At 68.1% G+C, this 24,656-nt stretch carries 19 protein-coding genes; 9 read left to right on the top strand and 10 right to left on the bottom strand.

Annotated elements, in window-relative coordinates; translation table 11 throughout:
* Window positions 1-6: 6 nt before the first annotated feature.
* The 4 genes from QMZ26_RS10320 to QMZ26_RS10305 all read right to left on the bottom strand — a co-directional run bounded on the left by QMZ26_RS10320 (window position 7) and on the right by QMZ26_RS10305 (window position 3,628).
* On the bottom strand, window positions 7-1,377 hold the full coding sequence (locus QMZ26_RS10320) for a pyridoxal-phosphate dependent enzyme (RefSeq protein ID WP_079220528.1): 1,371 nt from the start codon (window positions 1,375-1,377) through the stop codon (window positions 7-9).
* A 443-nt stretch (window positions 1,378-1,820) separates the two neighbouring features.
* Window positions 1,821-2,057, bottom strand: coding sequence for a YdcH family protein (locus QMZ26_RS10315; RefSeq protein WP_079220527.1), 237 nt, complete (start codon window positions 2,055-2,057; stop codon window positions 1,821-1,823).
* A 324-nt stretch (window positions 2,058-2,381) separates the two neighbouring features.
* Complete coding sequence (locus QMZ26_RS10310) at window positions 2,382-3,266, bottom strand: hypothetical protein (protein ID WP_283221395.1); 885 nt, start codon at window positions 3,264-3,266, stop codon at window positions 2,382-2,384.
* A complete protein-coding gene (locus QMZ26_RS10305) occupies window positions 3,263-3,628 on the bottom strand; it encodes a DUF4398 domain-containing protein (RefSeq protein WP_079220525.1) in 366 nt (121 codons plus the stop codon). Before QMZ26_RS10305 ends, QMZ26_RS10310 begins: the two co-directional genes overlap by 4 nt.
* A 121-nt stretch (window positions 3,629-3,749) precedes the next feature.
* On the opposite strand from QMZ26_RS10305, the gene QMZ26_RS10300 reads away from it, so the two are divergent.
* The 3 genes from QMZ26_RS10300 to QMZ26_RS10290 all read left to right on the top strand — a co-directional run bounded on the left by QMZ26_RS10300 (window position 3,750) and on the right by QMZ26_RS10290 (window position 7,761).
* Window positions 3,750-4,880: a PilT/PilU family type 4a pilus ATPase gene (locus tag QMZ26_RS10300; protein WP_079220524.1), complete on the top strand. Its 1,131-nt coding sequence runs from the start codon at window positions 3,750-3,752 to the stop codon at window positions 4,878-4,880.
* 120 nt (window positions 4,881-5,000) lie between these two features.
* Complete coding sequence (locus QMZ26_RS10295; protein ID WP_283221394.1) at window positions 5,001-6,284, top strand: putative DNA modification/repair radical SAM protein; 1,284 nt, start codon at window positions 5,001-5,003, stop codon at window positions 6,282-6,284.
* Entirely contained in the window at window positions 6,265-7,761 is a 1,497-nt protein-coding gene (locus QMZ26_RS10290) for a UdgX family uracil-DNA binding protein (RefSeq protein ID WP_283221393.1), read from the top strand. The genes QMZ26_RS10295 and QMZ26_RS10290 overlap by 20 nt, the downstream gene beginning before the upstream one ends.
* A gap of 33 nt (window positions 7,762-7,794) precedes the next feature.
* On the opposite strand, the gene maiA is transcribed toward QMZ26_RS10290, so the two are convergent.
* Entirely contained in the window at window positions 7,795-8,463 is a 669-nt protein-coding gene (gene maiA, locus QMZ26_RS10285; protein WP_283221392.1) for a maleylacetoacetate isomerase, read from the bottom strand.
* 14 nt (window positions 8,464-8,477) lie between these two features.
* Window positions 8,478-9,467: a fumarylacetoacetate hydrolase family protein gene (locus QMZ26_RS10280; protein ID WP_200734536.1), complete on the bottom strand. Its 990-nt coding sequence runs from the start codon at window positions 9,465-9,467 to the stop codon at window positions 8,478-8,480.
* 878 nt (window positions 9,468-10,345) lie between these two features.
* Between QMZ26_RS10280 and QMZ26_RS10275 the strand changes: the two genes are divergently transcribed.
* On the top strand, window positions 10,346-11,767 hold the full coding sequence (locus QMZ26_RS10275; protein WP_283221391.1) for a DEAD/DEAH box helicase: 1,422 nt from the start codon (window positions 10,346-10,348) through the stop codon (window positions 11,765-11,767).
* Window positions 11,768-12,388: 621 nt separating this feature from the next.
* Here QMZ26_RS10275 and QMZ26_RS10270 read toward each other — a convergent pair.
* Window positions 12,389-14,983 (bottom strand): M14 family zinc carboxypeptidase, encoded by a 2,595-nt coding sequence (locus QMZ26_RS10270; RefSeq protein ID WP_283221390.1) that lies wholly within the window; start codon window positions 14,981-14,983, stop codon window positions 12,389-12,391.
* A 71-nt stretch (window positions 14,984-15,054) separates the two neighbouring features.
* Window positions 15,055-17,694, bottom strand: a complete 2,640-nt coding sequence (locus QMZ26_RS10265) for a TonB-dependent receptor (RefSeq protein ID WP_283221389.1) — start codon at window positions 17,692-17,694, stop codon at window positions 15,055-15,057.
* Between the two features lie 191 nt (window positions 17,695-17,885).
* Here QMZ26_RS10265 and queD point away from each other — a divergent pair, with 191 nt between their 5' ends.
* Window positions 17,886-18,248, top strand: a complete 363-nt coding sequence (gene queD / locus QMZ26_RS10260; RefSeq protein WP_100554652.1) for a 6-carboxytetrahydropterin synthase QueD — start codon at window positions 17,886-17,888, stop codon at window positions 18,246-18,248.
* A gap of 115 nt (window positions 18,249-18,363) precedes the next feature.
* The gene (locus QMZ26_RS10255; RefSeq protein WP_108747756.1) at window positions 18,364-18,717 is read left to right on the top strand and encodes a phasin family protein; all 354 of its coding nucleotides are present in this window, start codon (window positions 18,364-18,366) and stop codon (window positions 18,715-18,717) included.
* A gap of 344 nt (window positions 18,718-19,061) precedes the next feature.
* Here QMZ26_RS10255 and QMZ26_RS10250 read toward each other — a convergent pair whose 3' ends face one another.
* Complete coding sequence (locus QMZ26_RS10250) at window positions 19,062-20,534, bottom strand: HAMP domain-containing sensor histidine kinase (RefSeq protein ID WP_283221388.1); 1,473 nt, start codon at window positions 20,532-20,534, stop codon at window positions 19,062-19,064.
* Window positions 20,531-21,250, bottom strand: a complete 720-nt coding sequence (locus tag QMZ26_RS10245; protein WP_283221387.1) for a response regulator transcription factor — start codon at window positions 21,248-21,250, stop codon at window positions 20,531-20,533. Before QMZ26_RS10245 ends, QMZ26_RS10250 begins: the two co-directional genes overlap by 4 nt.
* Before the next feature lie 144 nt (window positions 21,251-21,394).
* Between QMZ26_RS10245 and msrB the strand changes: the two genes are divergently transcribed.
* Genes msrB through msrA form a run of 3 tightly spaced genes read left to right on the top strand, consistent with a single transcriptional unit; the run spans window position 21,395 to window position 24,492 of the window.
* Entirely contained in the window at window positions 21,395-21,970 is a 576-nt protein-coding gene (msrB, locus tag QMZ26_RS10240; RefSeq protein ID WP_283221386.1) for a peptide-methionine (R)-S-oxide reductase MsrB, read from the top strand.
* 2 nt (window positions 21,971-21,972) lie between these two features.
* Window positions 21,973-23,739: a cytochrome c biogenesis protein CcdA gene (locus QMZ26_RS10235; protein WP_200734060.1), complete on the top strand. Its 1,767-nt coding sequence runs from the start codon at window positions 21,973-21,975 to the stop codon at window positions 23,737-23,739.
* Window positions 23,740-23,754: 15 nt separating this feature from the next.
* Entirely contained in the window at window positions 23,755-24,492 is a 738-nt protein-coding gene (msrA, locus tag QMZ26_RS10230) for a peptide-methionine (S)-S-oxide reductase MsrA (protein WP_283221385.1), read from the top strand.
* Window positions 24,493-24,656 lie beyond the last annotated feature (164 nt).

Below are 24,656 nucleotides of genomic sequence, written 5' to 3'. Positions count from 1 at the left end.
TGCCGCTTACTGAACGCGACGGCGCAGGTAGTTCAGCAGGTCGATGCGGGTGATCAGGCCGAGGAAGGCGGCGCCGTCCATGACGATGGCCACCTGGCCGCGGTCGAACACCGGCAGCAGCGCCTCGATCGGCGATTTCACGTCCAGGCGGTCCAGCTTGCTGACCATGGCCGTGGCCACCGGGTCGCGGAAGCGCGCTTCATCGCCGTAGACATGCAGCAGCACGTCGCTTTCATCGACGATGCCGACCAGCTGGTCGCCGTCCATCACCGGCAGCTGCGACACGTCGTACAGCTTCATGCGCTGGTAGGCGGTGGTCAGCAGGTCGTTCGGGCCGATCACGACGGTGTCGCGCTGGCCGTACGGGCGCAGGATCAGGTCGCGCAGGTCGCCGTGCTGCGGGCGTTCCAGGAAACCGTTGTCCAGCATCCAGTAGTCGTTGTACATCTTCGACAGATACTTGTTGCCGGTGTCGGGCACCAGCACCAGCACCTTCTTCGGCGTGGTCTGTTCCCTGCAGTACTTCAGGCCGGCGGCCAGCAGCGTGCCGGTGGACGAACCACCGAGGATGCCTTCCTTGCCCAGCAGCTCGCGGGCGGTGTGGAAGCTCTCGGCATCGGTGATGGGATACGCCTTCTTGACGCGGCTGAAATCCGAGATCGACGGCAGGAAGTCCTCGCCGATGCCTTCCACCAGCCAGCTGCCCGACTTGTCGTTCAGGTTGCCGTCGTTGATGTACTCGGCCAGGATCGAGCCGACCGGATCGGCCAGCACCAGTTCGGTCTTCGGCGACAGCTTGGCGAAGGCGCGCGACAGGCCGGTCATGGTGCCCGAGCTGCCGCAGCCGAACACGATGGCGTCGAGGTCGCCGCCCATCTGTTCGAGGATTTCCGGACCGGTGCCGAATTCGTGCGCGGCCGGGTTGTCCGGGTTGCCGAACTGGTTGATGAAGTACGCGCCCGGGGTCTGGTCAGCGATGGTCTTGGCCAGGTCCTGGTAGTACTCCGGGTGGCCCTTGGCCACGTCCGAACGGGTCAGGCGCACTTCGGCACCCATCGCCTTCAGGTTGAAGATCTTTTCGCGGCTCATCTTGTCGGGGACGACAAGGATCAGCTTGTAGCCCTTCTGCTGCGCCACCAGCGCCAGGCCCAGGCCGGTATTGCCGGCGGTGCCTTCGACCAGGGTCGCGCCGGGCTTGAGGTCGCCGCGCTGTTCCGCTGCTTCGATCATCGACAGACCGATGCGGTCCTTGATCGATCCGCCCGGGTTGGCGCTTTCGAGCTTCAGGTAGAGCTCGCAGACGCCGGTATCCAGGCGCTGGGCCTTGACGATGGGGGTCTGGCCGATGAGTTCGAGGACGGAGGAATGGATGGGCATTCGGAAACTTCGGTTCGCGCCACGCAGGGCCGGACAGATGATTATCCGCCGGATGGCTGCGAAAGTCAGGAGCCGTGGGCGTGCCGACCAACGGTCGGCACCCACCCGCTGAGCCTTTGTAGCGCCGAGCCCATGCTCGGCTGAGCCTTTGTAGCGCCGAGCCCATGCTCGGCTGAGCCTTTGTAGAGCCGAGCCCATGCTCGGCTGAGCCTTTGTAGAGCCGAGCCCATGCTCGGCTGAGCGCCCAAGGGGATGCGGACGGCCCCGGATCGACGAGGAGACCAGTACCGCCCGCATCGGTGGACTGAAGGTATGCGCAGGGTTGCAGGGCATGCCTGCAGGCCAAGGCACCACCGCCTGTGGTGCCTTGGCGCGGCCGCCGTTGCCGGCAACCGCGGGGCCATCGTTGGCCGGGTCACGCCGTTCCCGGCGCGACCGGAGCGTCAGTGCGTGGGGGACGTCGTTGCGAGCGGTGTTTCGTACATACGCAGAAGGCGTTGCTTGGCCAGCAGCTTCTCGCGCTTCATGCGACCCAGGGTGACATCATCGATCGGGAGTACACCCAGCTCCGCGTCCATGCACTTCTTGTTCAACTTGCGGTGCTGGTCATGGAGTGCCCGGAACTCCGGATCACGCGCGCGACGGGCGTCGATCTCGCTCTGGGGCTGATCTTCAAACATGATGGACCTCCTTCGACAGATACACGAACGCCCCGGCCGCAAGGCACGGGGCGTTGTTCATGGAGGAGCGCCGGTCGATTGCCACATGGGTGCCCACAACGACCTGCGGCACTGGCCTGCGCACGTCGGTCTGCTGCGGTTCGCGCCCTGCTTTCATCGGCCCGGCCCTCCCATCGTCCGGTCCGCGGCATTGCGTCCCGGACGATTGACCCTACGCCTGCTCCGGGCCGGGTACAAGACCCCCGCGACAAAAAGACCGAACCCCGCCGGGGCGGGGTTCAGGCTGAATACTCAACGCAACGAAAAACAAACAGATTCAAGCAATTACGGCGCGACGATGACCTCGGCCGAGCGGGCCTTGGTGGACGCCGCCTTCTTGCCGCTGACCTGGATGCGGCTGCTGGCGACACCGGCCGAAACCAGGGCATCGCGCAGGGCTTCGGCGCGCTTCTGGCCGACGCCATTGGCGCTGTCATAGGCCTCGATACGGACCCGGCCCTTCTTGCCGATGTTCAGGTACTCGGCCAGCGCCTTGGCCTGGTTCTTCGCACCACCGGACAGGCTGGCCGCACCGGCGCCGAAGGCGTCGCCGCCCAGGGTGAAGACTTCGCCACGGGCATCGAACTTCGACCCCGGCAGCTTCTGCCCGGACACCAGCTCGGCTTCCTCGCGGGCCAGCTTGGCCGCGTTCTGCTGGGCCGAGCTGAGGCGCTGCTGCTGCTTGCCGGCCACGCTGGTCAGGGCGTTCTCGGCGTCCTGGCGGGCCAGGGTCTCGGCTTCGGCCGCCTGGCGCAGGCGCTCGGCTTCCTCGGCCTGCATCTGCGCCTGCATGCGCAGCTGTTCCGCTTCCTGGCGGGCACGGGCCGCATCGCGGCGGCTGGCTTCGATCAGCAGGTCGCTGCGGGTGCGGTCCAGGCGGTCGACCTCGCGGGCGGCCAGGGCGGCGCGCACGCTGGTCTCGGCAATCTCGACCCGGCGCTCGGCCAGGTAGGTGGCCAGCTCCTGGTCGCGGCGCTTGGCCTTGTCCAGGGTGGTGATGGCCTGCTGGGCCTGCATGCGCTCGAACGCGGCCAGCTCGGCGGTGTCGGGATTGGCCTGGATGTTCATCAGGCGCTGGGTCAGCTGGCCGACCATCGGGTTGTCGGCGGCGTTGGCCAGGGCCGGCAGCGCCAGCGCGGTGGCCAGGGCCAGGGCGGAGATCGGCTTCATCGGCGGTCCTCCCCGGTCGACAGCTGGCGCTGCAGCTGGTTGACCTCGTTGCGGCGCAGCTGCAGCTGGGCGGTGGCGGTGGCTTCCTCGCTGCGGGCACGGGCCAGGTCGGCATCGGCGGCGGCGCGCAGGGCCAGCGCCGGGGCGTTCTTGCGTTCGCGGCGGTCGCCGGCGGCACGCTGGGCCTGCTCCAGGCCCTGGCGGGCCAGACCGATCAGATCGGGGGCGTACTGGTCGGCGTCGGCCTGGGTGGCCTTGTCCACCGCCTGCCGGGCCTGGGCCAGTTCCTGTGCGCCATCCTGCGCCCAGACGGGGGCAGAGAGTGCGAATGCAAACGCCATCACATACAGGCTGTGGCGCATTCGTGCGAAGCTAAGTCGTTTCATTGGGGAGGCCGTACCGGTTGTCGGTTCACGGCCATTGTCGTCAAGCCGACACCGTGCTTGCAACGGGCGTCGGCAGTTTCGTTGGGGAAAATTCGCAATGGATATCGGCTACTTCCTGAAGCTGATGACCGAAAAGAACGCTTCGGACATGTTCTTGACCACCGGTGCGCCGGTCTACATCAAGATCGAGGGCAAGCTGTACCCGCTGGGCAATACCGGCCTGCCGCCGGGGATGGTGAAGAAAATCGCCTATTCGCTGATGGACGAGGGCCAGGTGCCCCAGTTCGAACGCGAGCTGGAACTCAACATGGCCATCGCCCTGGCCGATGCCGGGCGCTTCCGTGTCAACGTGTTCAAGCAGCGGGGCGAGGTCGGCATGGTCATCCGCGCCATCCGCAGCCGGATTCCGAGCATCGAAGAGCTCAACCTGCCGCAGGTGCTTAAGGACGTCATCATGACCCCGCGTGGCCTGGTGCTGGTGGTGGGGTCCACCGGCTCGGGCAAGTCCACCTCGCTGGCGTCGATGATCGACCACCGCAACAGTACGACCACCGGGCACATCCTCACCATCGAGGACCCGATCGAGTACCTGCACAAGCACAAGATGTCGATCGTCAACCAGCGCGAGGTCGGGCTGGACACCCATGCCTTCCACAACGCGCTGAAGAACGCGATGCGCGAGGCGCCGGACGTCATCCTGATCGGCGAGATCCTGGATGCGGAAACGATGGAGGCGGCCATCGCCTTCGCCGAGACCGGCCACCTGTGCCTGGCCACCCTGCACTCCAACAACGCCGACCAGACCATCGAGCGCATCCTCAACTTCTTCCCGGAAAGCGCGCACAAGAACGTGCTGATGAACCTGGCGCTGAACCTGCGTGCGGTGATCAGCCAGCGCCTGGTGAAGAACAAGGAGGGCCGCCGGCTGCCCGCCACCGAGGTGCTGATCAACACGCCGATGATCCGCGACCTGCTGCGCCGCGGCCAGGTGCACGAGATCAAGGCCGCGATGGAGGCCTCGCTGGAAGAAGGCATGGAGAGCTTCGACCAGTGCCTGTTCCGGCTGGCCAAGAACGGGGTGATCGAGCAGGAGGAAGCGCTGCGCGCCGCCGACTCGCGCGACGGCCTCGCCTTGAAGTTCCGCCTGTCCGAAGGCAGCAGCGGCGAGCACGATCCGTACGCGGATTTCTCCTCGCCGACCCAGGCCAGCATCACCCACGGCTTCTGAGCCGCCCGGACGCCGGGCATGGCCCGGCGCTACCGGTATCACCGGGCCATGCCCGGCGGAATCCTGAAGGGTTAAGCGGCTGTCTCATCCAATGAGACCCGCTGTCCGTAGGTTTCCTCAATGGAAACCATCCGCAAGCTGGCCATCCTGGCCGACGCCGCCAAGTACGACGCCTCCTGCGCCTCCAGCGGCGCGGGCAAGCGTGATTCGCGCGCCAGCGGCGGCATCGGCAGCACCGAAGGCATGGGCATCTGCCACAGCTACACGCCCGATGGCCGTTGTGTGTCGCTGCTGAAGATCCTGCTGACCAACTTCTGCATCTACGACTGCGCCTACTGCGTGAACCGCGTGTCCAGCAACGTGCCGCGGGCGCGCTTCAGCGTGGACGAAGTGGTCGCGCTGACCCTGGACTTCTACAAGCGCAACTACATCGAGGGCCTGTTTCTTTCCAGCGGCATCATCCGCAATGCCGACTACACCATGGAACAGATGGTGGAAGTGGCGCGGCAGCTGCGCGAGGAACACCGCTACGCCGGTTACATCCACCTCAAGACCATTCCCGAGGCCTCGCCCGAGCTGCTGGCCAGTGCCGGGCGCTATGCCGACCGGCTGTCGATCAACGTGGAGCTGCCGACCGAGGCCGGCCTGAGCGCGCTGGCGCCGGAAAAGACCGTGCAGTCGATCCGTGGCGCGATGGGCGAGCTGCGCTGGCGCATCGAGGAGGCCAAGGAGGCACGCAAGGCGCCGGCCGTGGTCGCGCCGGCGGCCACCCGCAGCGCGCGCCCTCGCCCGCCGCGCTTCGCCCCGGCCGGGCAGAGCACGCAGATGATCGTCGGCGCCGATGGGGCCAACGACCAGCAGATCCTGGCCAGCGCCGATGCCCTGTATGGCAACTACCGCATGCGCCGGGTCTACTACTCGGCCTTCAGCCCCATTCCCGATGCCAGCCGCCAGCTGCCCCTGCAGCCGCCACCGCTGCAGCGCGAGCACCGCCTGTACCAGGCCGACTGGCTGCTGCGTTTCTACGGCTATGGCGTGGAGGAGATCACCGACACCACCCAGGACGGCATGCTGGACCTGGACATCGACCCGAAGATGGCCTGGGCGATCCGCCACCCCGAGCGTTTTCCGGTGGATCTGAACCGCGCGCCGAAGGAACTGCTGCTGCGCGTGCCCGGGCTGGGCGTGCGCAACGTGAAGCGGGTGCTGATGGCGCGGCGGCATGGCCGCCTGCGGGTGGCCGACGTGGCCCGGCTGAAGGCACCGATGAGCAAGCTGCTGCCGTTCGTGCTGCTGGCCGACCACCACCCGCGCAAGGCGCTGGATGATCCGGCGGCGTTGCGCGCGCAGCTGGCCCCGCCACCGCGCCAGGGCTCGTTGTTCGATGCACCGCCCGCCGCCTGACGCGCAGCGCTGGTCACTGCGGGTGGACCCGCCGTGGTCGCTGGAGGCCTGGCGGGATGCCGCGCGCGAGGCCCTGCTGCGCGGCGTGGCACCGGCGCAGCTGGACTGGCTGGAAGGCAGCGATGCCTCGCTGCTGGATGCACCCTCCGTGCAGAGTGCCGCCCTGCCCGCCGACGCCAGCGCGCCCAACGTGCCACGCGACTTCATGGAGCTGGCGGCGACCTGCCTGTGCCACCGCGAGCCGCAGCGCCTGGCCCTGCTGTACCGGCTGCTGTGGCGCATCGCCCATGGCGAACGCAGCGTGCTGTCCAATCCGGCCGATGCCGACGTGCTGCGGGCGATGGCCCTGGCCCAGGCGGTGCGCCGCGACACCCACAAGATGAAGGCCTTCGTGCGCTTCCGCGAGGTGCCCGGCCAGGCCGATGCCTTCATTGCCTGGTTCGAGCCGGACCACCACATCGTCGAGCGGGTCGCGCCGTTCTTCGCGCGCCGCTTCGCTGGCATGCGCTGGGCCATCCTCACCCCCGGCCGCAGCGTGCACTGGGATGGCCAGGCGCTGGCGTTCGGGCCCGGCGCCCGCCGCGAAGATGCGCCGGCCGAGGATGCGCGCGAATCGCTGTGGCAGACCTACTACGCCAGCATCTTCAACCCGGCCCGGTTGAACACCCGGATGATGCTGCAGGAGATGCCAGCGCGGTACTGGCGGCACCTGCCGGAAGCACAGCTGCTGCCCGGGCTGGTGCGCGACGCGGCCGATCGCGTGCAGGAAATGCACGACCGGCCCGCGCAGGCACCGCAGCGGAAGATTCCGCAGCGGCCGGCGCTGGCACCGTCTGCCTCCAGCGCCGACAGCCTGGAGGCACTGCGCGCGCAGGCCGCTGGCTGCCGGCAGTGCCCGCTGTGGGAGCCGGCCACCCAGGTGGTGTTTGGCCAGGGCCCGGCCGATGCGCGGGTGATGGTGATCGGCGAGCAACCGGGCGATACCGAGGACCTGTGTGGCCGGCCCTTTGCCGGGCCGGCCGGCCAGCTGCTGGACCGTGCCCTGGCCGAACTCGGCATCGACCGCGCCACGCTGTACCTGACCAATGCGGTCAAGCATTTCCACCACGAGCGGCGCGGCAAGGTCCGCCTGCACAAGCGGCCGGAAAGCCGCCATGTGCGCGCCTGCCAACCGTGGTTGCTGGGCGAGATCGCGCGGGTGCGGCCGCAGCTCATCGTCTGCCTGGGCGCCACGGCCGCCGCGTCGGTGTTCGGCGCGGGTTTCCAGCTGTCGCGCGACCGCGGGCGCTGGCACACGCTGGAAGACGGCACCCGCGGCTACGCCACCGTGCACCCGGCGTGGGTATTGCGGCAGGGCGATGACGTGCGGCGCGAAGAGGCCTACCGGCTGTTCCGCGATGACCTGCGCCGTGTGCGGGAGGACGACGCGGAATCCGCCGGGAATGGCCCGGCGCTGCCACCGACGTCCGACCGGTAGCGCCGGGCCACGCCCGGCGCGCGAAGCGGCTTGTCAGGCGGCGTCGGGCTGGTTTTCCGGGCGGGCGCGGTCGAAGGCGTCCAGTGCCAGGCAGGCGGCCTCGATGCGGCGCAGGGTCGGGTACGGGGTCAGGTCCAGACCGAAGCGGTGCGCGTTGTACAGCTGCGGCAGCAGGCAGATGTCGGCCAGGCCGGGGCGGTCGCCATGGCAGAAGATGCCGGTATCGGCACTGCCCGCGAGCATCGACTCCATCGCCGCAAAGCCGTCGGCCATCCAGTGCAGGGTCCACTGCGTGCGTGCGTCGGCCGGTGCTTCCAGGCGGCGTTCGAGGTACTGCATCACCCGCAGGTTGTTGATCGGATGGATATCGCAGGCCACCAGCTGGGCCAGTGCCCGCACCCGCGCGCGGCCGACCGCATCGGCCGGCAGCAGCGGCACCTGCGGGAAGCGCTCGTCGAGGTACTCGAGGATCGCCAGCGACTGGGTGAACGTGTGTCCCTCATGCAGCAGCGCCGGCACCAGCTGCTGCGGGTTGAGCGCGGCATAGGCGTCGGCATGCTGCTCGCCACCGTCGCGCACCAGGTGCACCGGCCGGCCCTCCCAGGCCAGGCCCTTCAGGAACAGGCCGATGCGCACGCGGTAGGCGGCGCTGGATCGCCAGTAGGTGTACAGCACGAGGCCGTCGTCAACCAGGATGTCCATCGCCGCCTCCATGCTCAGGGCCTGGCCGCCTGTTCGATGCGCTGTTCGATCGCACCGAAGATGCTGTTGCCGGCGGCGTCGAGCATCTCGATACGCACCACGTCACCGAAGGACATGAAGGGCGTGCTCGGCTTGCCGTCGCGCAGGGTTTCCACGGTGCGCTGCTCGGCGAAGCAGGAGGCACCCTTGCTGGTGTCCTCGTTGGCGATGGTGCCCGAGCCGACGATGGTACCGGCGCCCAGCGGACGGGTTTTCGCCGCATGCGCGACCAGCTGGGCGAAGTTGAACTGCATGTCCACGCCCGCTTCCGGCGCACCGAACCACTGGCCATTGATGTGGGTCAGCAGCGGCAGGTGCACCTTGCTGTCCTGCCAGGCGGTGCCCAGTTCATCGGGGGTGACGAACACCGGCGACAAGGCCGAGCGCGGCTTGGACTGCAGGAAACCGAAACCCTTGGCCAGTTCGCCGGGGATCAGGTTGCGCAGCGAGACATCGTTGACCAGGCCGACCAGCTGGATGTGGCCAGCGGCCTGTTCCGGGGTGGCGGCCATCGGCACGTCGTCGGTGATGACCACGATCTCGGCTTCCAGGTCGATGCCGTACTCCTCGCTGACCACCTTGACCGCATCGCGCGGGCCATAAAAGCCGGCGCTGGTGGCCTGGTACATCAGCGGATCGGTGTAGAAGCTTTCCGGCACCTCGGCGCCACGGGCGCGGCGCACGCGCTCGACGTGCGGCAGGTAGGCGCTGCCATCAACGAATTCGTAGGCACGCGGCATCGGCGCGGCCAGCGCCTGCGGGTCGAGGTCGAAGACGCCATCGGCGTCGCCGGCGTTCAGCGATTCGTACAGGGCGTTCAGGCGCGGGGCGATGTGGCTCCAGTCCTCCAGGGCCTGCTGCAGGGTGGCGGCAATGCCGGTGGCGCGCACGCCGTGGCGCAGGTCACGCGAGACGACGATCAGGGTGCCGTCGCGGCCGCCTTCCTTCAAAGAACCAAGCTTCATGGGTGGGTGTCCGGAGTCGTGGGCAAACAAGTTTCAAGTGTAATCAAATGCGCGGTGTAGCCAAGCTGCAGCGCGGCATCGGCCCACCCTACCGTAGTGGGGGGTTCGGCAGGGCTTGCAGCCCTGCACCTGCAGAAGCAACGTCAACGTCAAAAGCGGGCGATCCGTGGTTTGGCGGGGCGGTGTCGGATTGCGGGGACGCCGCAAGTACGTCCCTGTAGGCTTGGCCGCCGCATCCATGCGGCGGACACCCCGCAATCCGACACCGCCCCACCTTCGACAGGTTCACGCGGCTGTTGGTGGGTGTCGACCGTTGGTCGACACATCTGTCAGATATCGAATGAATTCATCCGTGCCGACCAACGGTCGGCACCCACCAAAGCAGAACGCCGTTCCGACAGATCGCAGGAAACTGTCGAAGGCGGGGTGGGTCCGGTTGAGGGGGTGTGAGCGGCATGGATGCCGCGACCAAGCCCCCATGGATGGGTTTACGGCGTCCCCCTCAACCGGACCCGCCCCGCCATCCCTCAGATACCCAGCTTTTGACGTTGACGTTGATTGCAGCGGGTGCAGGGCTGCAAGCCCTGCAGCCCCCCTACCTGAACAGGGGTTTTTGCGTGGAGTCTTGAAGATCGTTTAGACTTGCGGGGTCTGCAGCGGCCGTCCGTTTCCCTCCGGGATCGCCGGCGACCTGGGTCCGCCCACTTCGCCCGCCCCCACTCCGACGCCGTTCGTCACGCATTCCAGCCTGCGCTCCGTGCCGGCTGCACCCAATTCTCGCAGCGCGGTTCACGGGAACGCTCCGAGTCAGCCGATCAGTTTGATCTGCCCCCGTCTGTCCGTTCGGACAGGCGTTTCTTGTACTTGGAGCAATCTCAATGTCTTTTGAATCCCTGGGCCTCGCGCCTTTCCTGCTGCGCGCGCTCGCCGAGCAGGGCTACGAAAACCCGACCCCGATCCAGCAGCAGGCGATCCCGCTGGCGCTGGCCGGTCGCGACCTGCTGGCCGGCGCACAGACCGGTACCGGCAAGACCGCCGCCTTCGGCCTGCCGCTGCTGCAGCACCTGGGCACCGCCTCGCAGGAAGTGCGCAGCGGCCCGCGCAAGCCGCGCGCGCTGATCCTGGCCCCGACCCGCGAACTGGCCACCCAGGTGCATGACAGCCTGCGCGGCTACAGCAAGTACCTGCGCATCCCCAGCGCCTGCATCTACGGCGGCGTCGGCATGGGCAACCAGCTGGACATCCTGCGCCGCGGCGTGGACCTGCTGGTCGCCTGCCCGGGCCGCCTGATCGATCACCTGGAGCGTCGCAGCGTCGACCTGTCGGGCATCGAAGTACTGATCCTGGACGAAGCCGACCGCATGCTCGACATGGGCTTCCTGCCGTCGATCAAGCGCATCCTCGCCAAGCTGCCGAAGCAGAACCGCCAGACCCTGCTGTTCTCGGCCACCTTCGAGGACAACATCCGCCAGCTGGCGCTGGAGTTCATGCGCAACCCGGAACAGATCCAGGTGACGCCGAAGAACACCGTGGCCGAGACCATCACCCACCGCGTGCACCCGGTCGATGGCAGCCGCAAGCGCGACCTGCTGCTGCACCTGCTGGCGCAGGACAGCCGCGAGCAGACCCTGGTCTTCGCGCGTACCAAGCACGGCAGCGACAAGCTGGCTTCGTTCCTGGAAAAGTCCGGCATCAAGACCGCGGCGATCCACGGCAACAAGAGCCAGGGCCAGCGCCTGCGCGCCCTGGGTGACTTCAAGGCCGGTCGCGTGACCGTGCTGGTGGCCACCGACATCGCCGCGCGCGGCATCGACATCAACGAACTGCCGAAGGTGATCAACTTCGATCTGCCGATGGTGGCCGAGGATTATGTGCACCGCATCGGCCGTACCGGCCGCAACGGTTCCAGCGGCCAGGCGATCTCGCTGGTGGCACAGGATGAAGTGAAGCTGCTGCGCGCGATCACCCGCCTGCTGGGCCGCGACATGGACATCCGCGACGTGCCGGGCTTCGAGCTGCAGACGCCGATCCGCTGGGGCAACAGTGCACCGGGCAAGGCCGAGCACGATACCGGCGAGCGCGCACCGCGCAAGAGCCATGCGCGTCGCCCGCACGGTGATGCGCCTCGCCACGCGCACGCAGGCCCGAAGAAGGCCGGCGGCGGCCGTCGCGAGGGCGGTGGCAATGGCCAGCAGCGTGCCGGTGCGGGCGCCGGCCAGGGCCAGCGTCGTGGCGGTGGCGGCAATGGTGGCGGCCGTGGCCGCAGCCAGGGCGGCAACGGCGGCGGTCGCGCGGGCTGATCGCAGCTGACGGCTGTTGCGCTTCCCGCTGCGCGGGGGGCTATCGAGGGACGGCGCTGAGGCGCCGTCCTTTTTTTTTGCGCTGGCTACCTGGGTGGTTCTGGAGCCTGCGGTGGGTTCTGCGGGGGCGTTGGGGAGCGGGGGCGGCGCAAAACACGCTGTAAATACATCCATGTAAGCTCGTAGGCGCCATCCATGGCGCCTGCGGTTTTGCGCCGCCCCCGCTCCCCAACGCTTCAGACACTTCCAGCGCCTTCCTTCTCCCGCGGGGTAGCCGGAGGAAGAAAGATCAAATTCAAATTCAAATTCAAGAGCAAAAGCCGGAGCCGCTGCTTTTGCTTTTGCTTTTGCTTTTGCCCTTGCTCCCGCCTTGGGTTTGATGCGTCCGCGCCCGCAGGAAACTGTCTGGGGAGGACGGATGGGTCGCGCAGGACCGCAGGCGCCATGGGCCCGAGGCATGCCTCGGGCGGGTTGGGCAGGACGCCCAACCCCGGTCTTGCCGTGTGCGCAGGACAGCGCACACGAGCAAGGCGCCTACGAGCCTACACGGACGTACTTGCGGCGTGTCCTGCGCGGCCCATCCGTCCTCCCACCCCCAGCATCAACAAGGCGCGTAAAGCTTCAACCCCGCGCCTTCGCCGGATTCACCAGATTCCCGAAGAAAATCGCGTTGATCAGCAGGCGATCCGTGCCATGCCAGTACTTGCGATGCGCGGGGTCATCGGCAAACAACACCACGTTGCCCTGCCCCTGCGCCGACACCAGCAGCCATGCGCTGCCCGCCACCCGCGCCCGGTTGCGCTCGGACAGGTAGCCATTCACCCGCGGCGTCGCATCGATACGCACCACGGTCGAGAACGGGTTCGCGCTCGGCTGCAGCGTCACCGTGTTTTCCTTGTTGATCGCCAGCTGCCGGCGCGGCACGCCGAAGGCCAGCGGATGGCTGGTATCGACGTCGGCGCTGAGGATGTTGCCACTCACCCGCTCGATTGCAGCGATGTCACGCTGGTCACCGAATGCGCGACGGTCGGCGTCACCCGCCTCCTCATCCTTGCCCAGCGTCTCGCCATCGGCCAGCTTCTGCTCCACCGCCCACTTCGATGCGCTGCCGTAGGTCACCAGCGAGCCGCCGGCCTGCACCCAGCGCTTCAGCGCGGCCACGGCGGTGGCGTCGATGCCGGTGTAGGTGCCACCGGACAGCACGATCGTGGTGTAGCGGTCCAGCGGAACCTTGCCCAGCTGCTGCGGGTCCAGCTTGCTGGCCGGCAGGTGCAGTTGCTGGTCCAGCAGGAACCAGGCCGATCCGATCTCGGTGGCAGCCACGCCCTCGCCCATCACCAGCGCCACGGCCGGCTTGCGCAGTGCCTTGACGCCATCGCTGCCGAGGTCGATGCCTTCACTGCTGCGGCCGCTGGACAGGGCATGTACCTGCACACCGGCATCGCGCGCAGCGCCGCTCACCGCTTCGAGCAGGGCCGCACCCTGCAACGGCTGGCCGGCCACCGGAATGATCAGGGTGCCCGCAGCAAAGTCGACCTGGCCTTGTGCGGTGGCACTGCTGAACGGCTTGAATGCCGCGCGTGCGCTCAGCCCCTTGGCCTGCAGCGCGGCCAGCGCGCGGCCGGCATTGTAGTCGCGCCAGTCGATGGCATAGGCGAAGCCCGCCTGGCCGCCGTTCACCGCGCCCTGCAGCGGCGGCAGCGCGGTTACACGGGCGCCGCCATCGATGCGGCTGCGGCTGCCGGCAAACGCCACGCCGTAGGCCGGTGCGATGGCATAGCTGGTGCTGCCGTAGAACACGTCGCCCTTGATGGATGGGGTCTCGGCGAAGATCGAATGGACCAGGCGGAACTGCGCCTGCTGCACCGGCACCACGTATGCGCTGCCGGCGTCGAAGCGCTGGCCGTCGACCGTCACCGTGCGATCCAGTGCATGCACGTCGATGCGATGCAGCAGCAACAGCTCCAACAGGCGGCGGGTCAGTGCGGGGTCATGCGCATCGCCGAACACGAAGCTCTTCACCGGCTGCTGCGCGGCCTGCTTCAGGGCGCTCTGGAAGAAGCTCTTCTGCAGATCGAACAGGCCACTGCGCTCGGTCACCGCACCACGCACGGTCCCCAGGCCGGTGGCCACCTGGTTGCGGATGGTGAACGGGAAGGTCAGCAGGCCGTTCACCGATTCCTGCACGCGCCCACGCGAGCTGGCCTGTTCGACGGTGACGCCGACCGCACCGTGGAAGTCCGGATAGGTCGAGCCGTACACCGGCGAGAAGTTGTCGAAATTCTCGCCGGTGTAGTACAGCGAGCCCAGCGCATCCAGCGACTGCGCGTGGTACTTGGCCAGGGTCTTGTTGAACTCGTAGGACGCCGCCGGAATCAGCGGGCTGTGCATGCTCTTCGGCGAGGGCTCGAAGTAGTACGTGCTGTCCTTGCCCATCTCGTGGAAATCGATCTGCACGTTCGGGTACCACTGGTGGAACACTTCGAGCTTGGGCCGCGAGTCCTGCTGGGTCAGCGCCAGCCAGTCGCGGTTGAGATCGGTGAAGTAGTGGTTGGTGCGCCCCTGCGGGAACGGCTCGACGTGTTCCTTGTCGGCCGGGTCGGCCGATGCCGGGTCGGAGGCCCAGGCGTTGTGCCAGTTCGCCGCGCGGTCGCGGCCATCGGGATTCTGCGCCGGGTCGAACAGCACCACCGACTGCTGCAGCCACTGCTGGGTTTCGGCACTGCGGTTGGCCACCAGGTAGTAGGCGGTCAGCATCGCCGCTTCACCGCTGGAGGTTTCGTTGCCGTGCACGCTGTAGCCCAGCCACACCACCACCGGGCTGTCGCCGGCCGCGCTGCGCGGCTGCGCCGGGTCGACCAGGGTGGCGTGCTGCTGGCGGATCTGTTCGATGCGCGCCTGGTTGTCGGCGGCGGTGACGGTGGCGATCAGCAGCGGACGGCCTTCGTAGCTGCGGCCGATCTGCTGCACGCGGATCTTGTCCGAGTGCTTGGCCAGTTCCTGGAAGTAGGCCACCAGCTGGTCGTGCCGGGTGTAGCGGCTGCCGATCGGATAGCCGAGGAACTGCTCGGGGGTGGGAATGGCGGCATCGAACGCAGCAGCGTCGGTGGCCTGCGGGAAGAAGTACGCACTCTGGGCCTGCGCCGGCAGCGGCGAGGACAAGGCGGTGGCGGCGGCAAGCAGCAGCGGCAGAACGGCACGGCGGTGGAAGGACACGGTGACTCCCCAGGAGACAGGACAGCGGCAACGCGGCCGGCCACACGGGGTGGCCGGCCGCGGCGAGGGCATCAGAAGCGGTAATCGAAGCCGAGGGTGAAGTAGCGGCCGCGCAGGTCGTACTGGCTGAAGTCGTACGGCGCGCGGATGCCTGGGAACGAGGCGTCGTACGGCGGCGTCTTGTCAGCCAGGTTCTGCACCTTGGCATAGACGGTCAGCTTTTCGATGCCGGCGTACGCCAGGTACAGGTCGAACTGGTTGTACGCATCGACGCGGTCCTGCACGGCCGCGGCGGCGGTGCTGGCCTTCTGGTCGTAGCCACTGGTGTAGTACCAGGTGATGGCGGTGGTGAAATCACGGTAGGTCCAGTCCAGCGTGGTGGTCGCCTTGTTCTTCGGCAGCGTTGCGCCGAGGTTGCTGCCGGCGTAATCCACCAGCGGGCCACCGACCACGGTGGGACGACGGTAGTCGCGCACGTGGGTGTAGGCCGAGGACAGGGTGAAATCGCCCAGCGCGGCAGTCGGGATGCGCTGGCGCAGCTCGACGTCGATGCCCGAGGTCTTCAGCTCGCTCAGGTTCTGGTAGCGGTTGAACACGGCCTGCAGCTTGCCGCGCTCGTCGCGCTGCACGGCACCGGCCACGTTGTCGTTGACCAGGGTCTGGGTGTTGTTGGTGCCGACCAGGTTGTCCAGCTGGATGCGGTAATAGTCGACGCTGAGGTTGGTGTTGGCCCAGGGCGAGAGCACCACGCCGAAGTTCACGCTCTTGGTCCGCTCAGGCTTCAGCTCGCTGTTGCCGACGGTGAAGAAGGTCGGGTTCTGCCGCGAGCCCGGCACGTCCGGATCACGCGGGTCGACCACACTGCCGTAGGCGATGCTGGTGCTGTTGGAGTTCTCCGACAGCGACGGCGCGCGGAAGCCCTTCGACGCCGAAGCACGCACCAGCAGGAAATCCAGCGGCTGCCAGCGCAGGCCAAGCTTGGGCGAAAACGCGTCGCCGAAGTCGTCGTAGTGGTCGGCACGCGCGGCGGCGGACAGTTCCAGGCCCGAGGCCAGCGGCACGTTCACTTCGGCATAGGCAGCGCTGACCTTGCGCTCGCCGTGTACTTCGGCAATGGCCGGGCGCACCTGCAGGCCGGCGTCGATCTGCCAGGGATTGTTGGAATCAAGCTTCTCGCGGCGCCACTCGGCACCGGCGGCAAAGCCGATATCGCCCGCCCAGGTGCGGCCCAGGGTGCCGGAGATCTTCGCATCCACGCCCTGCAGTACCGATTCGGCTGGGCGCAGGGTGGAGATGTTGATGGCATCGATCACCGACTGCGGGGTGGCCGACGGGTTGAGCAGGTTGTAGCTGCCGCTGGCCAGCGCATCGGCCAGCGCCCAGCGGTTGGCGAAGCCGCCGGACACCGTTTCGCGCTCGCTGCTGCGTGCGCCGAACGCGGCCACTTCCCAATCCCAGGCGGCGGTACTGCCGCGCAGGCCGACCACGCCGCGGTAGGCGGTGGAGCGGTTGGTCTTGATGGTGCCGCCGAGGTCGAAGAAGGTGTATTCGATCGGCACGGCGCGGCCGTACGGGTTGTACGGGCTGCTGGCCGGCAGGTTGGACGAGACCGGTTCGGCCAGGCCGGTTTCGGCGTTCAGGGCGAAGCGGCCGCTTTCCAGGGTGAAGAACGGGCTGCTGCCGAACCACGCGGCGCTCTTGATCTGGCTATAGAGCACTTCGCCGAAGGCCTCGACGTTCTCGCCGAGGCGGAAGGTGCCGTTGGCGTAGGCCTGGTAGCGCTTGGTCGACGGAATGAGGGTGGTGTACGGTGCCTGGTTGAAGCCGCAGGTATCACCGGCCAGGCCGTCGATGGGCGCGCTGGCCACGCGGGTGGTGCCGGTGGGGCAGTTGCCGTTGGCATCCAGCATCGGCACCGAGACGCCGTTGACGAGGTAGCGCGCGCCCTTGGCCGACCAGCCGTTCCAGCGGCCGCCGGGCTGGTCGCTGTAGATGCCACTCTTGGTCAGGTTGCGCTCGTCCTGGTCCAGGCGTTCGCGGTTGTAGCCCTGCAGGCTGAAGAGGATGTTGTAGCCATCGGTATCCAGGTCACCGAGACCACCGACGAACTTCAGGTTCTGCTCGTGCAGGCCGCCCTGGTCGGCGCCGCCGAAGCTGCCGCCGATCTCGGCGCCTTCGAAGTTCTGCCGGGTGATGATGTTGACCACGCCGGCCACCGCATCGGAACCGTACACGGCCGAGGCACCGTCCTTGAGCACTTCGATGCGCTCGACCGCCACCAGCGGCAGCGCGTTGAGGTCGACGAAGGTGTCGGACAGGCCACCGGCCGGGAAGCCGTAGTTGGCCAGGCGGCGGCCGTTGAGCAGTACCAGCGTGTTCTTCTGCGAGAGCCCGCGCAGGCCGATGCCGGCCGAGCCGGACGCCCAGCCGTTGTTGGTGGTTTCGTTGCTGGCGTTGCCGGTGTTGGCCGAGATCGAGCGCAGCACGTCGGCGACGGTGGCCTTGCCGGTCTGTTCCAGCTGCTGGGGGCCGATCACCTGCACCGGGTTGGACGCTTCGGTGTCGGTGCGCTTGATGTTGGAACCGGTGACGCGCACGGCGGCCAGGGTGCTGGCTTCGCCACTGGCATCGGCGGTGGTTTCGGCGGCGGCAGACAAAGGCGCGGCCAGAGCGACGGCCAGGGCCGCCACGAGCAGGGTGTGCTGGGGCATGACGATGTGGGGGGTGGTAGTGGACGACGGAAGTTCCGCAGTAATCCATGCCAGGTCGGGCGCGACCAATAACATCTCTTCATACGGATATAAGAGAAACTATCATCTCTTCATCCGGATGGAAAGAATTCCTTTACGGAAACTCAACATCCGGGACGATCGCGACGACGGGGCCGGCGTACAATCGCGCCATGGAAATCTTCAAAGTCTTCATGCTCGAGGCGGCCCACCGCCTGCCCAACGTGCCGCCGGGCCACAAATGCGCGCGCCTGCACGGCCATTCGTTCCGGGTGGAACTGAAGGTGGAAGGCGAGCCGGGTGCACAGACCGGCTGGATCATGGATTTCGGCGACGTCAAAGCCGCCTTCCAGCCGATCTACGACCGCCTGGACCACCACTACCTCAACGACATCCCCGGCCTGGAAAACCCGACCAGCGAGAACCTGGCGGTGTGGATCTGGAACGAACTGAAGCCGGTGCTGCCCGCGCTGAGCGAGATCACCGTGCACGAAACCTGCACCTCCGGCTGCCGTTACCGCGGCCCGGCCGCCTGATCAAGCCGTTGATCCATAAGGCTTTCTGAAGGCGCCTCGAGCGCCTTCACGATTTTTGTTGCATTGCGGCATGATCGGCGTATGCTGCATTGCATCAACCGCTTTCGATGCCGCCATGGCCAACGCCTTCGCCGATCGTTTCAGTGATGCCACCCGCCAGCTGGCGGCTGCGGCAACGCGTGCGAACCGACTGGCGCTGGAAAATGCCGAGAGCATGTTCGGCGTGCAGCTGAAGGCGATGGAACGCAACCTGACCGCAACCGGCGGCTGGCTGGGCGAACTGGCCCGCAGCGAAGATCCGGCCGGGTTGCTGCCCAAGGGCGCACAGCTGTGGCAGGACAACCTGCAACGGCTGGGCCAGGCCCAGCAGGACGTGGTCGATCTGGGCCTGCAGGCCGGTCGCGCCTGGTCCGACCTGGTGCAGGGCCAGGCACATACAACGGCGGACGCCACCGGCAACAGCCACTGACGTCCCGCCCACGCTCATTGCATGGGTCCCTCCCCCCATGCAATCCGGACCCGGCAGATCCCTCCCTCTGCCGGGTCTTTTTTTGCCTGCGATCTGGTGAAACGCATCCACGCATGGCGTGGATCTACCGGTTACGTGCGATCTGGTGAAGCGCATCCACGCATGGCGTGGATCTACCGGTTACGTGCGATCTGGTGAAACGCATCCACGCATGGCGTGGATCTACCGGTTACGTGCGATCTGGTGACGCGCATCCACGCATGGCGTGGATCTACCGGGCATGGCCGGGTGACGCCCCAGAGACCGGTAGCGCCGGGCCACGCCCGGCGAGCGCAGCGGCGCGGTCAGGGCGCCGCGTGGTCGGCACGCGGCAGGGCGAACACGAACAGCGCCCCCGCCTCGCTCGGCCGCAGTTCGATGCGGCGCCCGTGCAGCTGCACGATGCGCTGCACGATCAGCAGCCCCAGCCCGCCATTCTCGCCACGTCGCGCCCCCAGTGCCGCCGGCGCCTGGAACAGCTGCGCGCGCAGCGCCGGGGCCACACCTGGGCCGTCGTCGGCCACGCTCACTTCCACGCTGCCTTCAATGGCGCGCAGCTGCACGCGCACCTCACCGCCCTCGGGCGCATGCCGCAGCGCGTTGTCGATCAGGTTGGTCAGCACCCGCTCGACCAGGCCGAGATCGGCGCGCACCAGCGGCAGGCCCGGCGGGAAATCCGCGTGCAGGTGCTGGCCGCGCGCCTGCGCCGCCAACTCGAACTTCTGCAGCACGTCCTGCAGCAGCTCCGGCAGCGCGAACACCTCCCATTCCAGGCGTACCTCGCCGTGCTCCAGCCGCGCCAGTTCGAACAGCGCGCGGGCCAGGCGGCCCACTTTCGCGCTCTGCGCCAGGGCGATGCCGAGGTAGCGGCGGCGCTCGTCCGGTGACAACGTGGCTTCCTTCAGCGCCAGCGTTTCCAGGTAGCCATGCAGCGACGACAGCGGCGTGCGCAGGTCGTGGGAGATGTTGGCCACCAGCTCGCGGCGCTGCAGGTCCTGCTGGCGCAGCTGCTGCCATTGTTCACCCAGCCGCTGCGCCATCTGCGCGTGGGCATGCTCGAGGATCTTCAGTTCATCGCGCTCGCCGCTGCGCAGTGGCACCGGCGCCGGCAACGGCGTGGGTGCATCGATGTCGAAGGCCTGGATGCGCCGGGTCAGCCGGCGCAGCGGCCGGGTGACCCAGTAGAAGGCCACCAGCCCGGCCAGCAGGCCCAACCCGCCCACCAGCAGCACCGACCACAGGGTGGTGTTCCACTGGTTGCTGGCGGCCAGATCGTCGGCCAGCATCTGCCGGTGCTCGCCCACCAGCACCACGTACACGTAGCCGGCCTGGCGACCCTGCACCACCAGCGGGGCCACGCTGAACACCTTGCGGCCGCCGGTGCTGCGCGGGTCATCGCCGAGAATCGGCAGTGGCGCACCGGCCAGCAGGTGGCGCAGCGGCGCCAGGTCGACACGGTCGCGCAGCAGGTGGCCGCTGGGTGCATCGTGGCCGAGGATGCGGCCCTGGTCGTCCAGCAGGTAGACCTCCACGCTGGGATTGACCGCCATCAACTGGCCGAACAGCGCGCGCACCGCGGTATCGCGCATGCCGCTGGTGTCCATCAGCTCGCTGCGCTGGGCGATGTGTTCGGCCAGGCCCAGCGACAGCCGCTGCACCACTTCCTGTTCGTGGCGGGTGCTGGCGCGCATCTGCAGGGCCAGCAGGGCCATGCAGCACATCAGCATCAGCGCGGCGATCACCGCTGCCAGCTTCTGCCACAGGTTGGGCGTGATCATGCCGCCGCCCCGGCCGGATCGACCAGCTTGTAGCCGCGCCCCCACACCGTCAGCAGCCGGCGCGGGTTGGCCGGGTCACCCTCGATCTTGCTGCGCAGGCGGTTGATGTGGGTGTTCACCGTGTGCTCGTAGCCATCGTGCTGGTAGCCCCAGACCTGGTTGAGCAGTTCCATCCGCGCGAACACCTGGTCGCGGTGGCGGGCGAAGAACAGCAGCAGGTCGAACTCACGCGGGGTCAGCTCCAGTACGCTGCCATCGACCGAGGCGGTGCGTGCCACCGGGTCCAGCTGCAGGCCACCCACTTCCACGGCACCGGCATCGATGCGCGCGTTCTGCGCCATGGCTTCGGCACGGCGCAGCAGCGCCCGCACGCGGGCCACCAATTCGGGCATCGAGAAGGGCTTGGCCAGGTAATCATCCGCGCCCAGTTCCAGGCCGACGATGCGCTGGGTTTCACTGCCACGTGCGCTGATGATGATGATTGGCACGTAGCGCGCCATCGCCCGGGCACGCTGGCAGATCTGCAGTCCGTCCACGCCGGGCAACATCACGTCCAGCACCAGCGCGTCCCACGGGCCGTCCTGTTCCAGCAGGCGCAGGCCGGCATCGCCGGTGGCGGCGTGGGCGACGTCGTAGCCCTCGTCGGCCAGGTGCATGCGCAGCAGGTCGGCGATGTGGGCATCGTCTTCGACGATCAGGACGCGTTTTGCGGACATCGGCAACTCGGGGCCAGTGGGGAGGCTGCCCGCATTGTGGCGCGGCTTGGCCATCGATACCTCACGAAAAATTGAATCCTGCGTGAGGATTCGTTGACCCGGGCAGGCGCAGCATGGCCCCGTCGCCCCTTCCCGGAGTCCGCCATGCCCCTCACCCGCCGCCACCTGCTGGGCCTGGGTGGTCTTGCCACCGCCGCTGGCGTGCTCGGCCTGGGCGCGTGCAGCCGCCCCGCCACGGCCGCCGCCGAGAACCGCCCGGCACGACAGTTCCCGCTGATGCGCAGCGACGCCGAATGGCGCCGGCTGCTGACCCCGGCGCAGTACGCGGTGCTGCGCCAACAGGCCACCGAACGCGCCGGCAGCAGCCCGCTGGATCGGGAACACCGGCGGGGCACGTTCACCTGCGCCGGCTGCCAGCAGCCGCTGTTCTCCTCGTCCACCAAGTTTGAAAGCGGCACCGGCTGGCCCAGTTTCTGGGCGCCGCTGCATGGCGCCGTCGGCGAGGACCGCGACACCACCTTCGGCATGTTGCGGGTGGAAGCGCACTGCAGCCGCTGCGGCGGCCACCTCGGCCATGTCTTCAACGATGGCCCGCGCCCGACCGGCCTGCGCTACTGCATGAACGGGGCCGCCCTGCTGTTCCAGCCCGGTGCGGCCCGGCAGGACAGCGACGGTGGCTGGCGCGTGCCGCTCGGTTCTTCCCCTGTTTCTGGAGCCTGATGATGCTGCTGTTGCTGCTGGCCTACCTGGGCGGCGTACTGACCCTGCTCAGCCCCTGCATCCTGCCGGTGCTGCCCTTCGTGTTCGCACGCGCCAACCGGCCGTTCCTGCGCAGCACGCTGCCGCTGCTGCTGGGCATGGCGCTGACCTTCGCCGTGGTCGCCAGCCTGGCCGCCGTGGGCAGCCAATGGGTGGCCCAGGCCAACCAGATCGGCCGCTGGGTGGCCCTGGTGCTGATGGCGGTGTTCGCTCTGGCACTGCTCTGGCCGCGCCTGGCCGACCACCTGCTGGCGCCGTTCCAGCGCGTGGGTGCACGGCTGAGCGCGCGCGCCGATGCCGCCGATGATGCCGGCCGTGGCGGGGCGTGGACCTCGCTGCTGATCGGCATCGCCACCGGCCTGTTGTGGGCACCGTGCGCCGGGCCGATCCTGGGCCTGGTGCTGACCGGTGCGGCACTGCACGGCGCCAGCGTGGGCACCAGTGGGCTGCTGCTGGCCTACGCGCTGGGCGCGGCGACGGCGCTCGCGCTGGCGGTGTGGATCGGTGGCCGCGTGTTCAATGCCCTGCAGGCGCGGCTCGGCCTGGGCGACGTGCTGCGCAAGGTGTTGGGCGTGGCCGCGCTGCTGGCGGTGGTGGCCATCGGCCTGGGCTGGGATACCGGCCTGCTGACCCGCCTGTCCTCGGTCAGCACCGCGCGCATCGAGCAGGGCCTGCTCGATGCCGTACCCGGTGCCCAGCCGGCCGCGCCGCCGATGATGATGATGGCCGGTGCCAATGCCGCCAATGCGCCGCTGCCGGTGGAAGGCACCCTGCCCGCCCTGGACGGTGCCACCGGCTGGCTCAACAGCCCGCCGCTGCAGGCCGGACAGCTGCGCGGCAAGGTCGTGCTGATCGATTTCTGGACCTATTCCTGCATCAACTGCCTGCGCGCGATGCCCTTCGTGCACGAATGGGAGCGCCGCTACCGCGACCACGGCCTGGTGGTGGTGGGCGTGCACACGCCGGAATTCGCCTTCGAGCGCGACCCGCGCAACGTGATGAAGGCGGTGCAGCAGCTGAAGGTCGAGTACCCGGTGGCGCTGGACAACCAGTATTCGATCTGGCGCGCGTTCAACAACCAGTACTGGCCGGCGCAGTACTTCGTTGATGCACAGGGCAACATCCGCGCCCACCAGTTCGGTGAAGGCAACTACGCGCATTCGGAACAGGTGATCCGCCGCCTGCTGGCCGAAGCCGGCCAGACCGACCTGCCGCCACCGGCCGACCCGGCCGCCGCCGACCTGCAGGGCGTGGCCACGCAGGCTGACATGGGCAACCTGCGCTCGCCGGAAACCTACCTGGGCCATGCCCGCGCCGAGCACTTCGCCTCGCCCGGCGGGCAGCGCACCGATGCGGCCTTCGAGTACACGCTGCCGGCCAGCCTCGCGCTGAACCAGTGGGGCCTGTCCGGGCACTGGACCATCACCAACGAAGCCGCGCAGCTGCAGCAGAGCGGCGGCCGCATCGCCTTCCAGTTCCACGCCCGCGACCTGCACCTGGTGCTTGCGCCGAAGCAGGACGGCACGCCCGTGCGCTTCCGCGTCTGGCTGGATGGCAAGCCCCTGCCCGCCGCCGATGCCGGCAGTGATGTCGGCGCCGATGGCAGTGGCGTGGTCAACGAGAACCGTCTGTACCAGCTGGTACGCCAGCGCGGCACGGTCGGCCCGCACCGCTTCGAGATCGAGTTCCTCGACGCGGGCGTGCAGGCCTATGCCTTCACCTTTGGTTGAGAGCAGGAGGGCACGATGAAATTCTCCTTTGAACAGGGCATTGCGGCGGGTGTTGCCGGGCTGGTCGCCACGGCGCTGGTGGCCGGCGTGCTGCTGGTGGATCACGGTGCGATGGCCGCGCCGGCTACGGCCAGCGCGCCGGTGCGGGCGCTGCCGGCACCGGCCGGCGACGCCGCCTTCAGCGATGACGCCACCCACGCCAGCGTGGTGTTTGCCGGTGGCTGCTTCTGGGGCGTGCAGGGTGTGTTCCAGCACGTCAAAGGCGTGAGCAATGCCGTGGCGGGCTATGCGGGCGGCAGTGCCGCCGATGCACGCTATGAGCGGGTCAGCAGCGGCCGCACCGGCCACGCCGAAGCGGTGAAGGTCGACTACGATCCGCGCCAGGTCAGCTATGGCCAGCTGCTGCAGGTGTTCTTCTCGGTGGCGCACGACCCCACCCAGCTGAACTACCAGGGCCCCGACCACGGCAGCCAGTACCGCTCGGCGATCTTCAGCGACGATGCGCGGCAACTGGCCGCCAGCCGCGCCTACATCAGCCAGCTGGGCCAGGCTGGCAGCTACCGCGGCCCGATCGTCACCCAGGTGGCCAGCGGCCAGCGCTTCTACCCGGCCGAGAGCTACCACCAGAACTACATGGCCAACTACCCGCAGGCGGCCTACATCCGCTATTACGACGCACCGAAGCTGGCCGCGCTGGGCAGGCAGTTCCCGGCGCTGTACCGGCGCCAGGCCTCGCTGGTGCCGATGCGCTGACGTACTGTTGTAGAGCCGAGCCCATGCTCGGCTGCTGGCGCGTAGAGTCGAGCTTGCTCGACTGTCCCCGTAAAGCAGTCGAGCAAGCTCGACTCTACGAAGCCGCAGCGATTGTTGACGCAGCCCATGAAAAAGACGCACGGCCCTGCGGCCGTGCGTTTGAA

Source organism: Stenotrophomonas sp. PFBMAA-4, assembly GCF_030053215.1.
Classification (GTDB): Bacteria; Pseudomonadota; Gammaproteobacteria; order Xanthomonadales; family Xanthomonadaceae; genus Stenotrophomonas.
The sequence above is the reverse complement of the archived record's forward strand: the minus strand, read 5'-3'. Positions and strand labels throughout refer to the sequence as shown.